Consider the following 15,457-nt stretch of genomic DNA (forward strand, 5'->3'; position numbering starts at 1 on the left):
GTTTTCCGTTTTAATTTTACTAAATTTAAATATTCTTTTGTAGAGTGAATAAAAAGTTTCTAATACTGCCGCTTCTTCTTCTCATTGGGCTCACGTCTTTTGCTCAGGAAGATAATGAAGATTATAATTCGGAATTTGTTTGGGGAATAAACAAAAATACTTCAGGGGGGCTGATTGGTGGGTTTACTTTTCGTAAGTCAAGAAAAATTGGTGATGATTTATTTGAGAGTGTAGGCTTGGAACTAATGAATGTTAAGCACAACCAGGAAACCCAGCTTAGAACACAGGCCGGTAGCAGTTTCATTTTTGGTAAGGTTAATTACCTCTATGCACTTAGATTCCAATATGGTAGAGAACTAATTTTATTCAGAAAGGCACCGCAGCAAGGTGTAGAAATTAAAGCAATTACTGCAATTGGCCCATCCATAGGCGTTCTAGCACCTTATTACATTGAATATAGCCCAGATGGCAATTCAACGATTGGTGGCAATACAGAAAGAGTACCATACGATCCGGCTATACATTCAATAGAAAGAATTATTGGTACCGGATATCTCTTTCAGGGCATTCAAGAATCCAATCTACGCATTGGGGCTAACTTAAAGGCTGGGTTAAGTTTTGAAATGGGAACATTGAAAAGCAGCGTCACTGGTGTTGAAATAGGCGCTTTACTGGATGCCTACACCCAAAAAATTGACCTGATGGCCGGTGTAGAAAATAGAGCCATATTTCCAACAGCTTATATTACCATATTCTACGGAACCAGAAGGTAGTCTTACTGGTTAATTCTATAGTTAAAATGTACCTTTGCATTTCGATAATTACTAGCGCATGATAGAACTTCCAGTAGTTTCAAAAGAAGATAAGAAAAGCAAAATCAGAAAGCCTGACTGGCTACGTGTAAAACTTCCTGTAGGAGAAGAGTATGCGAAAGTCAGAAAGCTTGTTGATAATTATAAACTTCATACCATTTGTGAAAGCGGCAATTGCCCTAATATGGGAGAATGTTGGGGAGCCGGTACAGCCACATTTATGATTTTAGGCAATGTGTGTACAAGAAGCTGTACATTTTGTGCCGTGGCTACAGGTCGCCCGCCTGAATACGATGAGGAGGAACCCAAACGTGTTGCTGAAGCAATTAAATTAATGGGCGTAAAACACGCTGTTATCACGTCTGTTAACAGAGATGAGCTGAAAGATCGTGGAGCAGAAATTTGGTATCAAACAGTAATTGAAACCAAGAAACTTTCGCCTGAAACAACCATAGAAACATTAATACCCGATGTAAAGGGTAATTGGGACGCCTTGTATAGGATGATTGAAGGTGGTCAGGAAGTAGTTTCTCATAATGTGGAAACGGTAGAAAGTTTATACAGAAGGGTAAGGCCACAGGCTAAATATGCCAGAAGCCTTGAACAAATAAAGCTTACCAAAGAAGCAGGTAAGCGTACTAAGTCAGGTATTATGTTAGGGGTAGGTGAAAAGCCTGAAGAAGTACATAAGGCAATGGATGACCTGGTAGCAAACGGACTAGACATTTTGACTTTAGGCCAATATTTACAACCAACTAAAATGCATTTAGAGGTTGCAGAGTTTATTCACCCAGATCAGTTTGATGCTTACAGAGAAGAGGGGTTAAAAAGAGGATTAAAATATGTTGAATCAGGTCCTTTGGTAAGATCATCCTACCATGCAGAAAGACATGTAAATGTTCCTATTTAATTGAAGATTTATGGAACAATAGTAGGCCTCATTTTGTAATAAAGTGAGGCCTCTTTTTTACCCAAAATAATATTAACTTTGCAGTCTCATTTGAAGGCCACTACTTAACAAATATGAAATTAGATATTAACTACCGAGAAAGATTTGATACCCGCCACAACGGACCTGATGAAAACCAGGTAAATCAAATGCTTGAGTTCATTAAAGCTGATTCATTAGAAGACTTAATAGATCAGACTATTCCTAAGGCAATCCAGTTGGAAAAGACAATGGATTTACCTTCAGCAAAGAGCGAATACCAGTTCTTGAGTGACTTTAAAGTATTGGCTTCAAAAAATAAAATATTCAAATCATATATAGGCACTGGCTATTATGATACCATTACGCCACCGGTAATTTTGAGAAATATTCTTGAAAACCCGGGGTGGTATACAGCCTATACTCCTTACCAGGCAGAAATCGCGCAAGGCAGACTTGAAGCGCTAATTAATTTCCAAACCACAATTATTGAATTGACCGGAATGGAAATAGCCAATGCCTCTCTTCTTGACGAAGGAACAGCAGCAGCAGAAGCAATGACGATGTTAATGGGTCTTAGGAAGGGAAATAAGAAAAATTCGAACAAATTTTTTGTAGATAAAAACGTATTCCCTCAAACACTTGATTTGCTTAAAACCCGAGCAATTCCCGTAGGCATAGATTTAGTGATTGATGATTTGTCTAAATTGGATTTAACGGATGAATCACTTTATGGCATTTATATTCAGTACCCTAATAACGATGGAGAAGTAATAGACCATTCTGATTTAATTGCATCGGCAAAGGAGAATGAGGTTTTTGTTTCTGTTGGATCGGATTTGCTTAGTCTCGTCATGTTGAAATCACCAGGCGAAATGGGCGCAGATGTAGTAGTTGGCTCAAGCCAGAGGTTTGGAGTACCAATGGGATTTGGCGGCCCTCACGCAGCTTTTTTTGCCACAAAAGAGGATTATAAGAGACAAATACCGGGAAGAATAATAGGAGCTTCAATAGATGCCCAAGGAAATAGTGCGTACAGAATGGCTCTTCAAACGAGAGAGCAGCATATCAGACGTGAAAAGGCTACTTCGAACATCTGTACTGCTCAGGTCCTGCTGGCAGTAATTTCAGGTATGTATGCCGTATATCACGGACCTGAAGGCCTTAAAAAGATCGCACAAAGAACACATGGCCTAACTAAATTGCTTGCTAACGGAATCGAAGAAGCCGGTTTTCAACAAGTGAATAAAAATTATTTCGATACACTAAAGGTTAAAGTTTCAGACTTGGAAGGAATCAAAGCCAAGTCAGAAGAGAAACATATGAACTTTAGATATTTTGATGATGGTCATATCGGAATTTCATTAGACGAGACTACCAGAATAGAAGATATTGTTGAGATTATCTCAGTTTTTGACACGAAAACAACATTCGACATCCAGTCAGAAGCAGACAATATTTCCCTTGACTGGCCAAACAACTTACAAAGAACAAGTAAATTTTTGGAGCATATGGTGTTCAATAAATTTCATTCTGAGCACGAAATGCTGAGATATATCAAAAGGCTCGAGAATAAAGATTTATCGCTTGTTCATAGCATGATTTCTCTGGGCTCTTGTACAATGAAGTTGAATGCAACAACGGAAATGATTCCGGTTACGTGGCCCGAATTTGGCAAGATCCATCCTTTTGCCCCTGCTTCACAAACCAAAGGGTATCAGGAATTATTTACTGATTTGGAGGCATGGTTATGCGAAATCACTGGTTTTGATGCCGTATCACTTCAGCCAAATAGTGGTGCGCAGGGCGAATATGCAGGTTTGATGGTGATCAGGGCTTATCATGAAAGCAGAGGCGACCATCACAGAATTGTTACTTTAATTCCATCTTCTGCACATGGTACCAACCCAGCGAGTGCAGTGATGGCAGGTATGAAAGTAGTAATCGTTAAATGCGATGAACAAGGAAATATTGATGTGGATGATCTTAAATCTAAAGCAGAGGCCAATAGGGATAACTTATCTGCCTTAATGGTTACATACCCATCTACACACGGAGTTTTTGAAGAAAGCATCAAAGAGATTTGCCAGATCATTCACGATTTTGGTGGACAGGTGTACATGGATGGTGCAAACATGAATGCTCAGGTTGGCTTAACCAGTCCTGCTAATATCGGGGCAGATGTTTGTCATCTTAATTTGCACAAAACATTTTGCATACCTCATGGTGGTGGTGGCCCGGGAATGGGCCCAATCGGTGTTGCTAGTCAGTTGAAACCATTTTTACCTGGCAATCCAGTAATTAAAACAGGGGGTGATCAGGCAATTACCGCCATTTCTGCTGCACCTTATGGTAGCGCCAGTATACTTACTATTTCGTATGCTTACATTGCCATGATGGGAAGAAACGGCCTAACGAAGGCAACACAAATTGCCATTCTTAATGCCAATTACATCAAAGAAAAGTTAACAGGCCATTACGATGTGCTCTATACAGGCAAAAACGGTAGGGCTGCACACGAAATGATTATTGATTGTCGTGATTTTAAAAAAGCAGGAGTTGAAGTAGAGGATATTGCCAAGCGATTGATGGATTATGGTTTCCATGCTCCTACAGTTTCATTCCCAGTTGCAGGCACCATGATGATTGAGCCTACTGAAAGTGAAACATTAGAGGAGTTAGATCGTTTTTGCGAAGCTCTTATAGAAATCAGAAAAGAGATCAGCGAAATTGAATCAGGAATTGCCGATAAAGAGAATAATGTATTGAAAAATGCACCACATACTGCTGCTGTTATAACAGCCTCTGAATGGGATAAACCTTATTCAAGGGAAAAGGCGGCATACCCACTGGCTTATGTTAAAGAATTTAAGTTCTGGCCATCTGTTGGAAGAATAGATAGTGCTTATGGAGATAGAAATCTAATGTGCAGCTGCTTGCCACTTGAGGAATATAATGAGGATTCTCATGCTCTAGAAGTATGAACTTAGTAAGAAAATAATTCAATATTGAAGGGTCGTTTTTCGACCCTTTTTTTATTCCCTCTTACTTGAGAAAAAAAATTTAAATTTTATTCGCAAACGATTGCGAACGTAATTTGTTGTGATTGAAAGACTTACAAACTTAAATTCTGACTAATCCGACAAAGTCAGTTTAGTCGTCTGAAAATTCTCTTGCATCCATAATATTATTTGGCATATTTGTGCCTTTTCAACCTAAACCAAATTTGTATGATTAGAAGTTTTACTCTAAGGGGTATTCTATTGCCCTTACTTTTTGTGTCCACCACCATATCACTGGCACAAAACAAGGCTCAAAGAGAGCAAATTCAAGAAAAATCAAATATTACTAAGTTAAATCAGCTAGAAGTTGAGTTTAGACAGAAAGCTGAAAGTGAAAAGCGTGCTGCTATTGAACAAGCAGAAAGAAATGGATGGCCAATAAGAACTTCTTTATCTGATGGAAGACTCATTGAACTCCAGAAAGTTGTTGATGGGCAACCAATCTACTATACCACTTTTAATGTAGATGCGGCTCGTTCTACCAGAACTGACCACCTCAATTCAGGAGGCTCGTTGGGGTTATCTTTAAATGGCCAAAACATGACTGCCTATGTTTGGGACGGTGGCTTGGCAAGAAGCACTCACCAGGAGTATGATGGTGCAGGTGGTTCTAACCGATTTTCAATTGGTGATGGAACCAGCACATTGAACTTCCACGCAGCTCACGTAACCGGGACCATTATCGCCTCTGGCTTTCAGGCAGCTGCAAAAGGTATGGCTCCACATGCATATGCCATTGGGCATGACTGGAATAACGATAAAACGGAAGCTACTGCGGCAGCAGCTAGCGGAATGTTAGTTTCAAACCATTCTTATGGCTATGCAACCAGAAACCAATTTGGACAGGTACAACTTCCACAATATTTCTTCGGAGGTTATATCGATGAGTCTGCTGCATGGGATCAAATTCTTTACGATGCACCTTACTATCTAATGGTAGTGGCTGCCGGTAATGACGGTAATGATAACACTGCTAATACGAACCCTACAGGGGGCAGTGGTTTTGATAAATTAACAGGTCATTCTACTTCTAAAAATAACCTGGTTGTTGCCAATGCTCAAGATGCGAATGTTGATAGTAACGGTAATTTAATATCAGTTGCAATCAATAGCAGTAGCAGTGAAGGTCCTACAGATGATTTTAGAATTAAACCAGATATTACTGGAAATGGTACAGGTGTTTATTCTACTTATGAAAGTAGCAACTCTGCATACAACTCTATTTCTGGTACCTCAATGGCATCTCCTAATGTTGCTGGTTCATTGTTATTATTGCAACAGCACTATAATAACGTAAACGGTTCTTTTATGAGATCTGCAACGTTAAAAGGTCTTGCTCTTCATACGGCAGATGATGCTGGAGTTTCAGGCCCGGATGCTGTTTTCGGATGGGGACTTTTGAACGCTAAAGCTGCTGCTGAAGCAATCACAGAGAATGGAAATAATTCAAGAATTGAGGAATTAACATTGTCTGCAGGCCAGTCTTACAGTATCACTGTTGATGCCAATGGACTTGAGCCATTATTAGCTTCAATTTCTTGGACAGATCTTCCTGGTGCTGAAAACACCGGAACTGTTAACCTAACAACGCCAGTTTTGGTAAATGATTTGGATATAAGAGTAACTAAGTCGAGTACCACATATTTTCCATACAGGCTTACAGGTCCTACATCAAGTTCAAAATCTGATAATAATGTAGACCCTTACGAAAGAGTAGATATTACTGGAGCGAGTGGTAGTTATACAATAACCGTAACCCACAAAGGTACTTTAACAAGTGGCAGCCAAGATTTTACTTTAATAGTAACCGGTGTAAGTGGCGCACCTGTAGTTTGCAATGCAATAACACCTACGGGTCTTTCTGTAGGCAGCATTGGCTCATCAACCGCGTCTGCAAGTTGGGATGCTGTTTCAGGAGCAACTTTTGATTTAAGATATAGAGTAGCAGGTACTAGTACTTGGACTGTTGAAGCAGTGAGTGGTACATCTTACGATTTTTCCGGCCTTTCTGCTTCTACAAACTACGAAGTTCAGGTAAGAAGTAAATGTTCAGATGGAAGCAACTCAAGCTATACTTTGTCTACAAATTTTGCCACAACAGAAGTACAATTAAACTACTGTGCTGCCAATGGAAACAGTGTCTCTGACGAATACATTAGCAGAGTACAAGTTGGCGGAATTAACAACGCATCAAGTGCTGGTGCAGGAGGATATCAGGATTTTACTTCGGTATCTACAAGCCTGGCAAAAGGAGAATCTCATACTATTACTATCACACCAACATGGACAGGCTCATTATACAATGAGGCTTACGGAGTATGGATAGATTATAATAAAGATGGTGATTTCACAGATGCTGGAGAGCAGGTGTTTGCACAATCTCCTACTCAAACATCTCCTGTTAGTGGAAACTTTACAATTCCTTCAAGCGCAGTTGAAACAAGCACAAGAATGCGTGTGATTATGAGATATAATGCAGCGCCATCATCTTGTGGTTCGTTTAACTATGGAGAAGTGGAAGATTATACGATTATCATTGGAGCAGCAGCAGGTGATACTCAGGCGCCAATAGCACCTACGAATCTAGCTGCATCTAACATTACCCAAACATCCTTAACGTTAACTTGGACTGCTTCTACAGATAATGTTGGAGTTGTTGGTTACGATGTTTATCAAGCAGCCTCATTATTAGGAACTGTTACGGGTACTTCTGCAAATGTTACGGCATTAACTGCAGGTACTAACTACTCTTTCAGTGTTAGAGCTAAAGATGCAGCAGGCAATGTTTCAGCGGCAGCTAACGTGTCAGCAACTACTCAAAGTGCTGGAATCACTTGTTCATCGACAGTAAACTTACCTTACTCTGATGGTTTCGAATCTGGCTTAGGTGGTTGGAGTCAAGTTGCAGGCGATGATTTCAATTGGGCGAGAAGATCTGGCTCGACTCCTTCGGGAAGCACGGGTCCTTCTGCTGCAACAGAAGGTTCTTTCTACTTATATGTGGAGGCATCTTCACCTAACTATCCAAGTAAAACAACGATTATTGAAAGCCCATGCTTTGATCTTGATGGTGAAACTACAGTAAACTTTAGCTTCAAGTATCACATGTACGGAAGTGCAATGGGATCATTAAATCTGCAAGCATCAACTGATGGTACTTCTTGGACTAGTGTTTGGAGTGAGTCTGGTAATCAAGGAAACTCTTGGCTCACGGCCAATGTAGATTTATCATCCTATGCTGGAGATGTTGTTAAGTTAAGATTCGTGGGCACAACTGGATCTAACTATACAGGCGATATTGCTATTGATGATCTAACGATGGGTGCCGGAACTTCTGGCCCGGGTTCTACAGATGTTACTTTAACTTTAGTTTTTGATAATTACCCTGAAGAAACTAGCTGGCAAATTGTAGATGGTAGCACTGTAGTTGCTTCTGGTGGGACATATGCTTCTCAAGCAGATGGATCTACGTTGAATATTGATGTAACGCTACCTGACGGATGCTATGACTTTATAATTTCTGACCAGTATGGTGACGGAATGTGCTGCTCTTATGGTAATGGTTCATATTCTCTAAGAGATGGAGCAACTGTATTAGCTTCAGGCGGATCATTTGCTTCTAGCCAGACTACTAACTTCTGTGTTGGAGGGGCTACATTCAGTACATTCTCCGATTTAGGAAAAACTGTTCAGTCTGATGGTATACGACCAAATGGTTTCAGCTTCTATCCTAATCCCGTTGAAAGTCATTTGAATGTATTTACAGGTAAAATGAAAGCGACAAGCTATAAAATTTATAATGCTACAGGAAAAATTTGGCAGCAAGGCAATCTTTCAGGAACAGATAATGTAATTGGAGTTCAGTCTCTAAAAGCAGGGTTCTACTTCCTGGAAGTGACAGACGGTGAGAATGTTTTAATCAATAAGATTATTAAGAATTAATTTCAACCGTAAACCAGATGAATGGGGGTCTTCAAAAGAGGCCCCTTTTCTATTTTAGAAATGAAAGTAAAGCTCATTCGTTATACAAAACGTGAAGGACTGTTTCTCCAACAGCCTTTAGTGTTAGTTTGCTAATGATATCCATGTTATCGTCATGGGTATGATGGAAGGCACCAAAAGAGCCGTCAGTCGGGTCCATAGGTATTATGTCTATCATTGGAATTTTAGCATACTTATTCACAAAGTAATGATCGTCAGTAATTTGTCCACCTGGCTGATTAATAAAAAAACTAGAATGGCCAATTTCAGCACCTTTGCTCCAAACCTTATTCACAATAGAAGGAGCAAAACTCATACTATAACCTTCTTTATAAAATTTCGCATTTTCACCACCCACCATATCTAGTAATATGCCGTAATAAGCGGAGTACTTGGGCTCATGTTTATTTTTCGACCAGTATTGCGATCCAAGACACCACCAGCTTTCAAGGCCATTAGTAGGTTGGATGTATTCATTGGGTCTTTCACCCCAATCTTCGCCATCAAAGAAAATGATATCAACCCCCAGATTTAAAGAATCATAGGTATTAATTACACGAGCAATTTCTAATAATACGCCAACGCCACTCGCACCGTCATTGGCACCTAATATTGGCTCTTCTATTCTGTCATTATCTTTATCTGCGAAAGGCCTCGTGTCCCAATGGGCTGCAAGTAAAATTCTCTTTGATTTTTTTGGGTTATAGCTGGCAATGATATTCCTCAAATACAGAAGTTGATTGTCAAAAGTAGTGGCTTCAAAATTTTGTTCCTGAACTTCCCAATTGAATGATTTGAGCTTTTCTATCAAATAATTACCTGTTTCAGTATGGTTTTTACTATTTGGTACTCTTGGCCCAAACTCAACTTGTTTTTTTACATAAGCATAAGCTGAATCAGAATTAAATTGGGGTACAAAAACTTCTTTGGGTTGCTCCTTAGATTCTTGCTTCGATTTGTTATTACCGCAGGAAGTGAATAGGGCGATAAAGGCAATTGATGCCAAAAAGTATAAATTTTTCAATGGAATCAGTTTTGAAACGGATAAAGAATAAATAATGTGTTTTAGAACTCTTTGTAAAGCAAATAAAATTGATTTACATTTGCAGGCGTAAATATAATAAGTTTCTGAGGGGACAACGAGTCCCCTCTTTTTATATTATCAATTTGGAGAATTTAAAGTCGATAGTAACGAAGCTTGCCGAGGCAAACCTCACTAAAAAGGAGCACTTTTTAGTGGAGGTTATTGTTTCGGCAGACAAGGGGCCAACAAAAATTACTATTCTATTAGATGGTGATGATGGCGTAACTATCGATGATTGTGCCGAAATGAGCAGGGCTGTTGGGTTCGCTTTAGAGGAAGATGAAATTGTTGATTCTAAGTACACATTAGAAGTCACTTCACCCGGAGTGGATTATCCATTAGACACATTAAGGCAATACAAGAAAAATATTGGGCGGAAACTCAAAATCACAACCTCTGAAGGAAAAGATGTAAAAGGCATCCTCAAGGAAGTAAATGAAAAGGGGGTTTTGCTTGATAAAGAAGTTAAAAAAGGGAAGAAAATTGATCATGTTCCATTAGAAATGGCATTTGATCAAATTAAAAGAACAATAGTTCAGGTATCGTTTAAATAATAATTAATAGATAAAAAATGAATGCTTCTGTATTAATTGAATCATTCGCTGATTTTGCGAAACAGAAAAACATAGACAGGCCAACTATGATCAGAATTCTGGAAGATGTTTTCAGAACGATGATCAGAAAGAAGTTTGAAACAGATGAGAACTTCGACATTATTATTAATGCCGATAAAGGTGACTTGGAGATTTGGAGGTTTAGAGAGATTGTAGACGATAACTCTGAGGATATCTGGGATCATGATAAAATCAGCCTGACAGATGCCAGAAAGATTGAGCCTGACTTTGAAATTGGTGAAGAAGTAGCAGAAGAAATCACACTAGAGGATTTCGGAAGAAGAGCTGTAATGACTGCAAGACAGACATTAATTCAAAGAGTGAAGGATCTTGAAAAAGATATCCTTTATGAAAAGTATAAAGATCTTGTTGGTGAGATTATCACCGGAGAGGTTTACCAAATACTAAGCAGAGAAATTTTATTGATCGATGCTGAAGGAAATGAAATATCAATTCCAAGATCAGAGCAGATTCACAAAGATCGTTTTAGAAAGGGCGATCAGGTAAGAGCTATTGTTGATCGTGTTGAAATGTACAACGGTAGCCCCAAAATTATCTTGTCTAGAACAAGCCCAGTATTCTTAGAAAGACTATTCGAGAATGAGGTTCCTGAAGTGTATGACGGACTTATTACTATCAAGAAGGTGGTGCGTGAGCCAGGTGAAAGAGCAAAAGTAGCTGTTGAATCTTACGATGATAGAATTGATCCTGTAGGCGCTTGTGTGGGTATGAAAGGATCAAGAATACATAGCATCGTGCGTGAACTTCAGAATGAGAATATCGATGTGATCAATTTTACCGATAACATGGATTTATACATTACAAGAGCGTTGAGTCCCGCTAAGATTACAAGTATTAAAATGTCTGAAGATGATGACAGAGTTTCAGTATTCCTGAAACCAGATCAGGTGTCTTTGGCTATTGGTAAGGGTGGTCAAAACATCAAATTGGCCAGTAGACTTGTAGGAAAGGAGATTGACGTATTCAGGGAATTAGGTGAGTATGATGAAGAGGATGTTGATCTTGATGAATTTGGAGATGAAATCGAAGACTGGGTAATTGACGAATTGAAAAGAATCGGTTTGGATACTGCAAAAAGTGTATTAGCATTAAATGCTGAGGAGCTTGCCAGAAGAACTGATTTAGAAGAAGAGACTATCGAAGATATTCTGAAAATATTAAAGCAGGAGTTCGAATAAGTCATTTTTTAAACTTATAAAAAAAGGAGATATTTGAATATGGCAGATGAAAAAACCATGAGGTTAAGCCAGGTAGCCAGAAAACTCAACGTGGGATTGTCCACTATTGTAGATTTTCTTGCTGATAAAGGCTTTGAAGTTGAGAGCAGTCCTAACGCTAAAGTTACGGGTGAGCAATTCTCTATGCTCTCTCGTGAATTTGCAGATTCTGCTCATGAGAAAGAGGAAGCCTCAGGTCTTTCAATAGGCACCAAGCATCATGACGTTGCTATCGAATCTGGTAGCTCAAAGCCAACCAATAAATCGGATGACGAAGAGGTATTAATTAAAAATCTTTCTGCCGATAAGGTAAGCTCAGAGCAAAAAGAGGAGAAGAAACCAGAAAGGGTAGAGCCAGAAAGAACAAAATTACAAGGCTTTAAGGTACTGGGTAAAATAGATCTTGATAAGAAAAAGCAAGAAGAGAAAGCGAAGGAAGAGCCAGTAAAAGAAGAGCCTAAAGTTGAAGAAAAACCAGCGGTAAAAGAGGAGAAGAAAGAAGAAATAGTAGAGAAGAAAGAAGAGCCGAAAAAAGAAGAAACACCGAAACCTGAAGAGAAGAAAGAGGAAGAAAAAGGTGTGATCTCGGCCAAAGCTGATAAGCTCCAAGGGTTAAAAGTGGTTGGTAAAATTGACCTTCCTAAAGAAAAAGATAGAAGAAGTAAACCTGTAGCCTCTTCAGACGACCGTAAGGAGGAGAAGAAAAAAAGACCGAGAAAACGCGTTGCCAGAAACGATGACAGAAGAAGACCTGATCAGCGTGGCGGTGGTAAGCGAATAGAGAAAGAAGAGCCGTCTGATAAGGAAATTCAGGATAAAATTAAGGCAACGCTTGCAAAATTAAGTGGAAATAAATCCAAAAAAGGCGGAGCAAAATATAGGAGAGAGAAGCGTTCAGCTATAGCAGATGCGAAAGAAGAGCAAATGCTACAAGAGCAGGAGCAGTCTAAAACACTAAAAGTTACAGAATTTATTTCTGCGAATGATCTAGCTTCTTTAATGAACGTGTCCGTTAATGACGTAATTTCAGTTTGCATGAACCTGGGCATGTTCGTTTCGATCAACCAGAGGTTAGATGCAGAATCTATCACCGTAATTGCTGATGAATTCGATTTTAACGTTGAATTCACATCGGCTGATGATGAGGTAGAAGTAGAAGAAGTAGAGGATGCAGCAGAAGATTTAGAAGAAAGGGCACCTATTGTTACAATCATGGGTCACGTTGATCATGGTAAAACATCGCTGCTTGACTATATAAGAAGCTCAAAAGTTACTGCCGGTGAGGCCGGAGGTATAACACAGCACATTGGTGCATACGATGTAATGACAGAGAGCGGCAATAAAATTGCCTTCCTTGATACACCGGGTCACGAAGCATTTACCGCTATGCGTGCCAGAGGTGCTAAAGTAACAGACATAGTTATTATTGTGGTGGCAGCTGATGATGACGTGATGCCTCAAACGAAAGAGGCGATTAACCACGCCCAAGTTGCTGGCGTGCCAATTGTTATTGCTATCAACAAAGTAGATAAACCAGGTGCAAATCCTGAGAAAGTAAAAGAATCACTTTCTAAAATAAACATCTTGGTGGAAGACTGGGGTGGTAAATACCAGTGCCAGGAAATATCCGCCAAAACAGGACAAGGTATCGATGACTTACTGGAAAAAGTACTTCTTGAAGCTGAGCTTTTAGAATTAAAAGCAAATCATAAGAAAAAAGCTTCTGGTACTGTTGTTGAGGCATCTTTGGATAAAGGAAGAGGTTATGTGGCTACTGTTTTAGTACAAAACGGATCACTTGAAGTTGGAGATATTATGTTGGCAGGAGCCTATTACGGTAGAGTTAAAGCCATGTTTGATCATACCGGTTCACAGGTTAAAAAGGCCGGTCCTTCTACCCCCGTATTAATGTTAGGTTTGGATGGCGCACCTCAGGCTGGTGACAAGTTTAATGTGATGGAGTCTGACAGAGAGGCACGCGAAATAGCTACAAAACGTGAGCAAATTTTACGAGAGCAGTCCATTAGAACTAAGAAACATATTACACTGGATGAAATTGGTAGACGACTTGCCATCGGTTCTTTTAAAGAATTGAATGTTATCATTAAAGGTGATGTGGATGGTTCTATTGAAGCACTTTCTGATTCACTATTGAAGTTAAGCACAGAGGAAATTCAGGTAAATATCATTCACAAAGGTGTTGGTCAGATTTCTGAGTCGGACGTATTACTGGCTTCAGCATCTGATGCAGTTATCGTTGGTTTCCAGGTGAGACCTTCAGCAGCAGCCAAGAAAGTTGCCGAGAACGAAGAAATTGAAATCAGACTTTATTCTGTCATATATGATGCCATCAATGATGTGAAAGATGCCATGGAAGGCATGCTTGATCCTGAAGTAGAAGAAGTTATTGTAGGTAATGTGGAAGTAAGAGAGATCTTTAAAATCACTAAAATTGGCACAGTAGCTGGTTGTATGGTAACTGACGGATATATCAAGAAAGCTAATCCAATTCGATTAATCAGAGATGGTATTGTAATCTACTCGGGAGAAATGGGGCAGTTGAAGCGATTTAAAGATGACGTTACCGAAGTGAAGAATGGCTACGAATGTGGCTTGAGTATAAAAGGGTTCAACGACATTAAAGTAGGTGACGTAGTGGAGAGTTATGAAGAGCGGGAAACAAAACGTACTTTGTAAATAGGGCATATTATATAAACAAAAAGAGGCTAAATGGCCTCTTTTTTTTGATCTGATATTTTTAAAATTGAATTAAATAGATATTAATTAGAATAAAATAACTTGATAAGCACAATTAGTGGGCTAAAAGTTTGTAACATTATTACTTAGTATTGTATATTTCTTTTTTCTTTTTTTGGAAAACAATATTAAAATTGAAGACTTATTTTTAAATTGTACTTCAAATAACTTTATTTGTCTATCAAACTTACATAAACAAACAATAGGCCATGAACAACACTTCGACTCAATCCTTTGAAGCTTGGAACATGTGGGCACAATACATTACCTACGGACTAGCGGGATTATCTGTGCTCATTTTAATTGGGCATATTTTAAAATTAGCAGCAACCAGCGATTCAAAGACAAAGTACGATTATATCAACCGTTCAGAAATCAACATATTAATGACATGTAGTGTGTTGTTGATAATTGCAGGTGGTTTCTACGCTAATTCTTACATAGTTGAATTAGGAATATTATGGTTGTTTGTTCGATTATTTGTTACAGTTTCAATGGGATTAATCATTGGAGTAATTGTTCAAAACCTGCTAAAATTTTACTACCCGTTCTATATCGAGAAAAGATTAAAAAAATTAAGATACAAGCCAAGAATTTCTCCTAAATCTGGTAAACCAATGAAACTCCTTAGCGAAGAAGAAGAAGATGTTTACTTAGATGAAGGTATGCAGGCTGAAGAGGAAATCTTCTCTATTGACTACGATGTATGGGTAGACGAAGAAACAGGTTATACTAAAATTGAGAAGTATTCGGGTCACTTGCACGCGCTACAGTGTCCTGAGTGTAACTACCAAACATTCAGAGTTACTAAAGAAGAAATAATGAAGTCACCTTCAGCTACTGAAGAAGGAGAGTTACTTAAACATTTTGAGTGTGGTTATTGCGGACACAAAGCCAAGAAGAACTTTAAGATTGCAATGCTCAAAAACCTGGAAGGAGAAGGAGCTGAAGCATAAACCAATACAAAATTATATATAAAAA

9 protein-coding genes are annotated in these 15,457 nt (G+C 38.9%); 8 read left to right on the top strand and 1 reads right to left on the bottom strand.

Annotation, left to right across the window (positions count from 1 at the left end; all coding sequences use genetic code 11):
* The first annotated feature begins 44 nt into the window (after positions 1-44).
* The 4 genes from RLO81_RS11800 to RLO81_RS11815 all read left to right on the top strand — a co-directional run bounded on the left by RLO81_RS11800 (position 45) and on the right by RLO81_RS11815 (position 8,744).
* Positions 45-773 (top strand): hypothetical protein, encoded by a 729-nt coding sequence (locus RLO81_RS11800; RefSeq protein WP_350111731.1) that lies wholly within the window; start codon positions 45-47, stop codon positions 771-773.
* A gap of 58 nt (positions 774-831) precedes the next feature.
* Positions 832-1,722, top strand: coding sequence for a lipoyl synthase (gene lipA, locus RLO81_RS11805; RefSeq protein ID WP_350111733.1), 891 nt, complete (start codon positions 832-834; stop codon positions 1,720-1,722).
* A gap of 113 nt (positions 1,723-1,835) precedes the next feature.
* The gene (gene gcvP / locus RLO81_RS11810; RefSeq protein ID WP_350111735.1) at positions 1,836-4,724 is read left to right on the top strand and encodes an aminomethyl-transferring glycine dehydrogenase; all 2,889 of its coding nucleotides are present in this window, start codon (positions 1,836-1,838) and stop codon (positions 4,722-4,724) included.
* Between the two features lie 246 nt (positions 4,725-4,970).
* Complete coding sequence (locus RLO81_RS11815) at positions 4,971-8,744, top strand: S8 family serine peptidase (RefSeq protein WP_350111737.1); 3,774 nt, start codon at positions 4,971-4,973, stop codon at positions 8,742-8,744.
* Between the two features lie 73 nt (positions 8,745-8,817).
* Here RLO81_RS11815 and RLO81_RS11820 read toward each other — a convergent pair whose 3' ends face one another.
* Positions 8,818-9,807 (bottom strand): M28 family peptidase, encoded by a 990-nt coding sequence (locus tag RLO81_RS11820; RefSeq protein WP_350111739.1) that lies wholly within the window; start codon positions 9,805-9,807, stop codon positions 8,818-8,820.
* A gap of 143 nt (positions 9,808-9,950) precedes the next feature.
* Here RLO81_RS11820 and rimP point away from each other — a divergent pair, with 143 nt between their 5' ends.
* The 4 genes from rimP (at position 9,951) to RLO81_RS11840 (ending at position 15,432) form a co-directional block, all read left to right on the top strand.
* Positions 9,951-10,421, top strand: coding sequence for a ribosome maturation factor RimP (gene rimP, locus RLO81_RS11825; protein ID WP_350111741.1), 471 nt, complete (start codon positions 9,951-9,953; stop codon positions 10,419-10,421).
* 17 nt (positions 10,422-10,438) lie between these two features.
* Complete coding sequence (nusA, locus tag RLO81_RS11830; protein ID WP_350111743.1) at positions 10,439-11,680, top strand: transcription termination factor NusA; 1,242 nt, start codon at positions 10,439-10,441, stop codon at positions 11,678-11,680.
* Between the two features lie 39 nt (positions 11,681-11,719).
* Positions 11,720-14,416: a translation initiation factor IF-2 gene (infB, locus tag RLO81_RS11835; RefSeq protein WP_350111744.1), complete on the top strand. Its 2,697-nt coding sequence runs from the start codon at positions 11,720-11,722 to the stop codon at positions 14,414-14,416.
* A 269-nt stretch (positions 14,417-14,685) separates the two neighbouring features.
* A complete protein-coding gene (locus RLO81_RS11840; RefSeq protein ID WP_350111746.1) occupies positions 14,686-15,432 on the top strand; it encodes a hypothetical protein in 747 nt (248 codons plus the stop codon).
* Positions 15,433-15,457: the final 25 nt, after the last annotated feature.

The sequence above is a fragment of the Fulvivirga sp. genome, assembly GCF_040220315.1.
Lineage (GTDB): Bacteria > Bacteroidota > Bacteroidia > Cytophagales > Cyclobacteriaceae > Fulvivirga.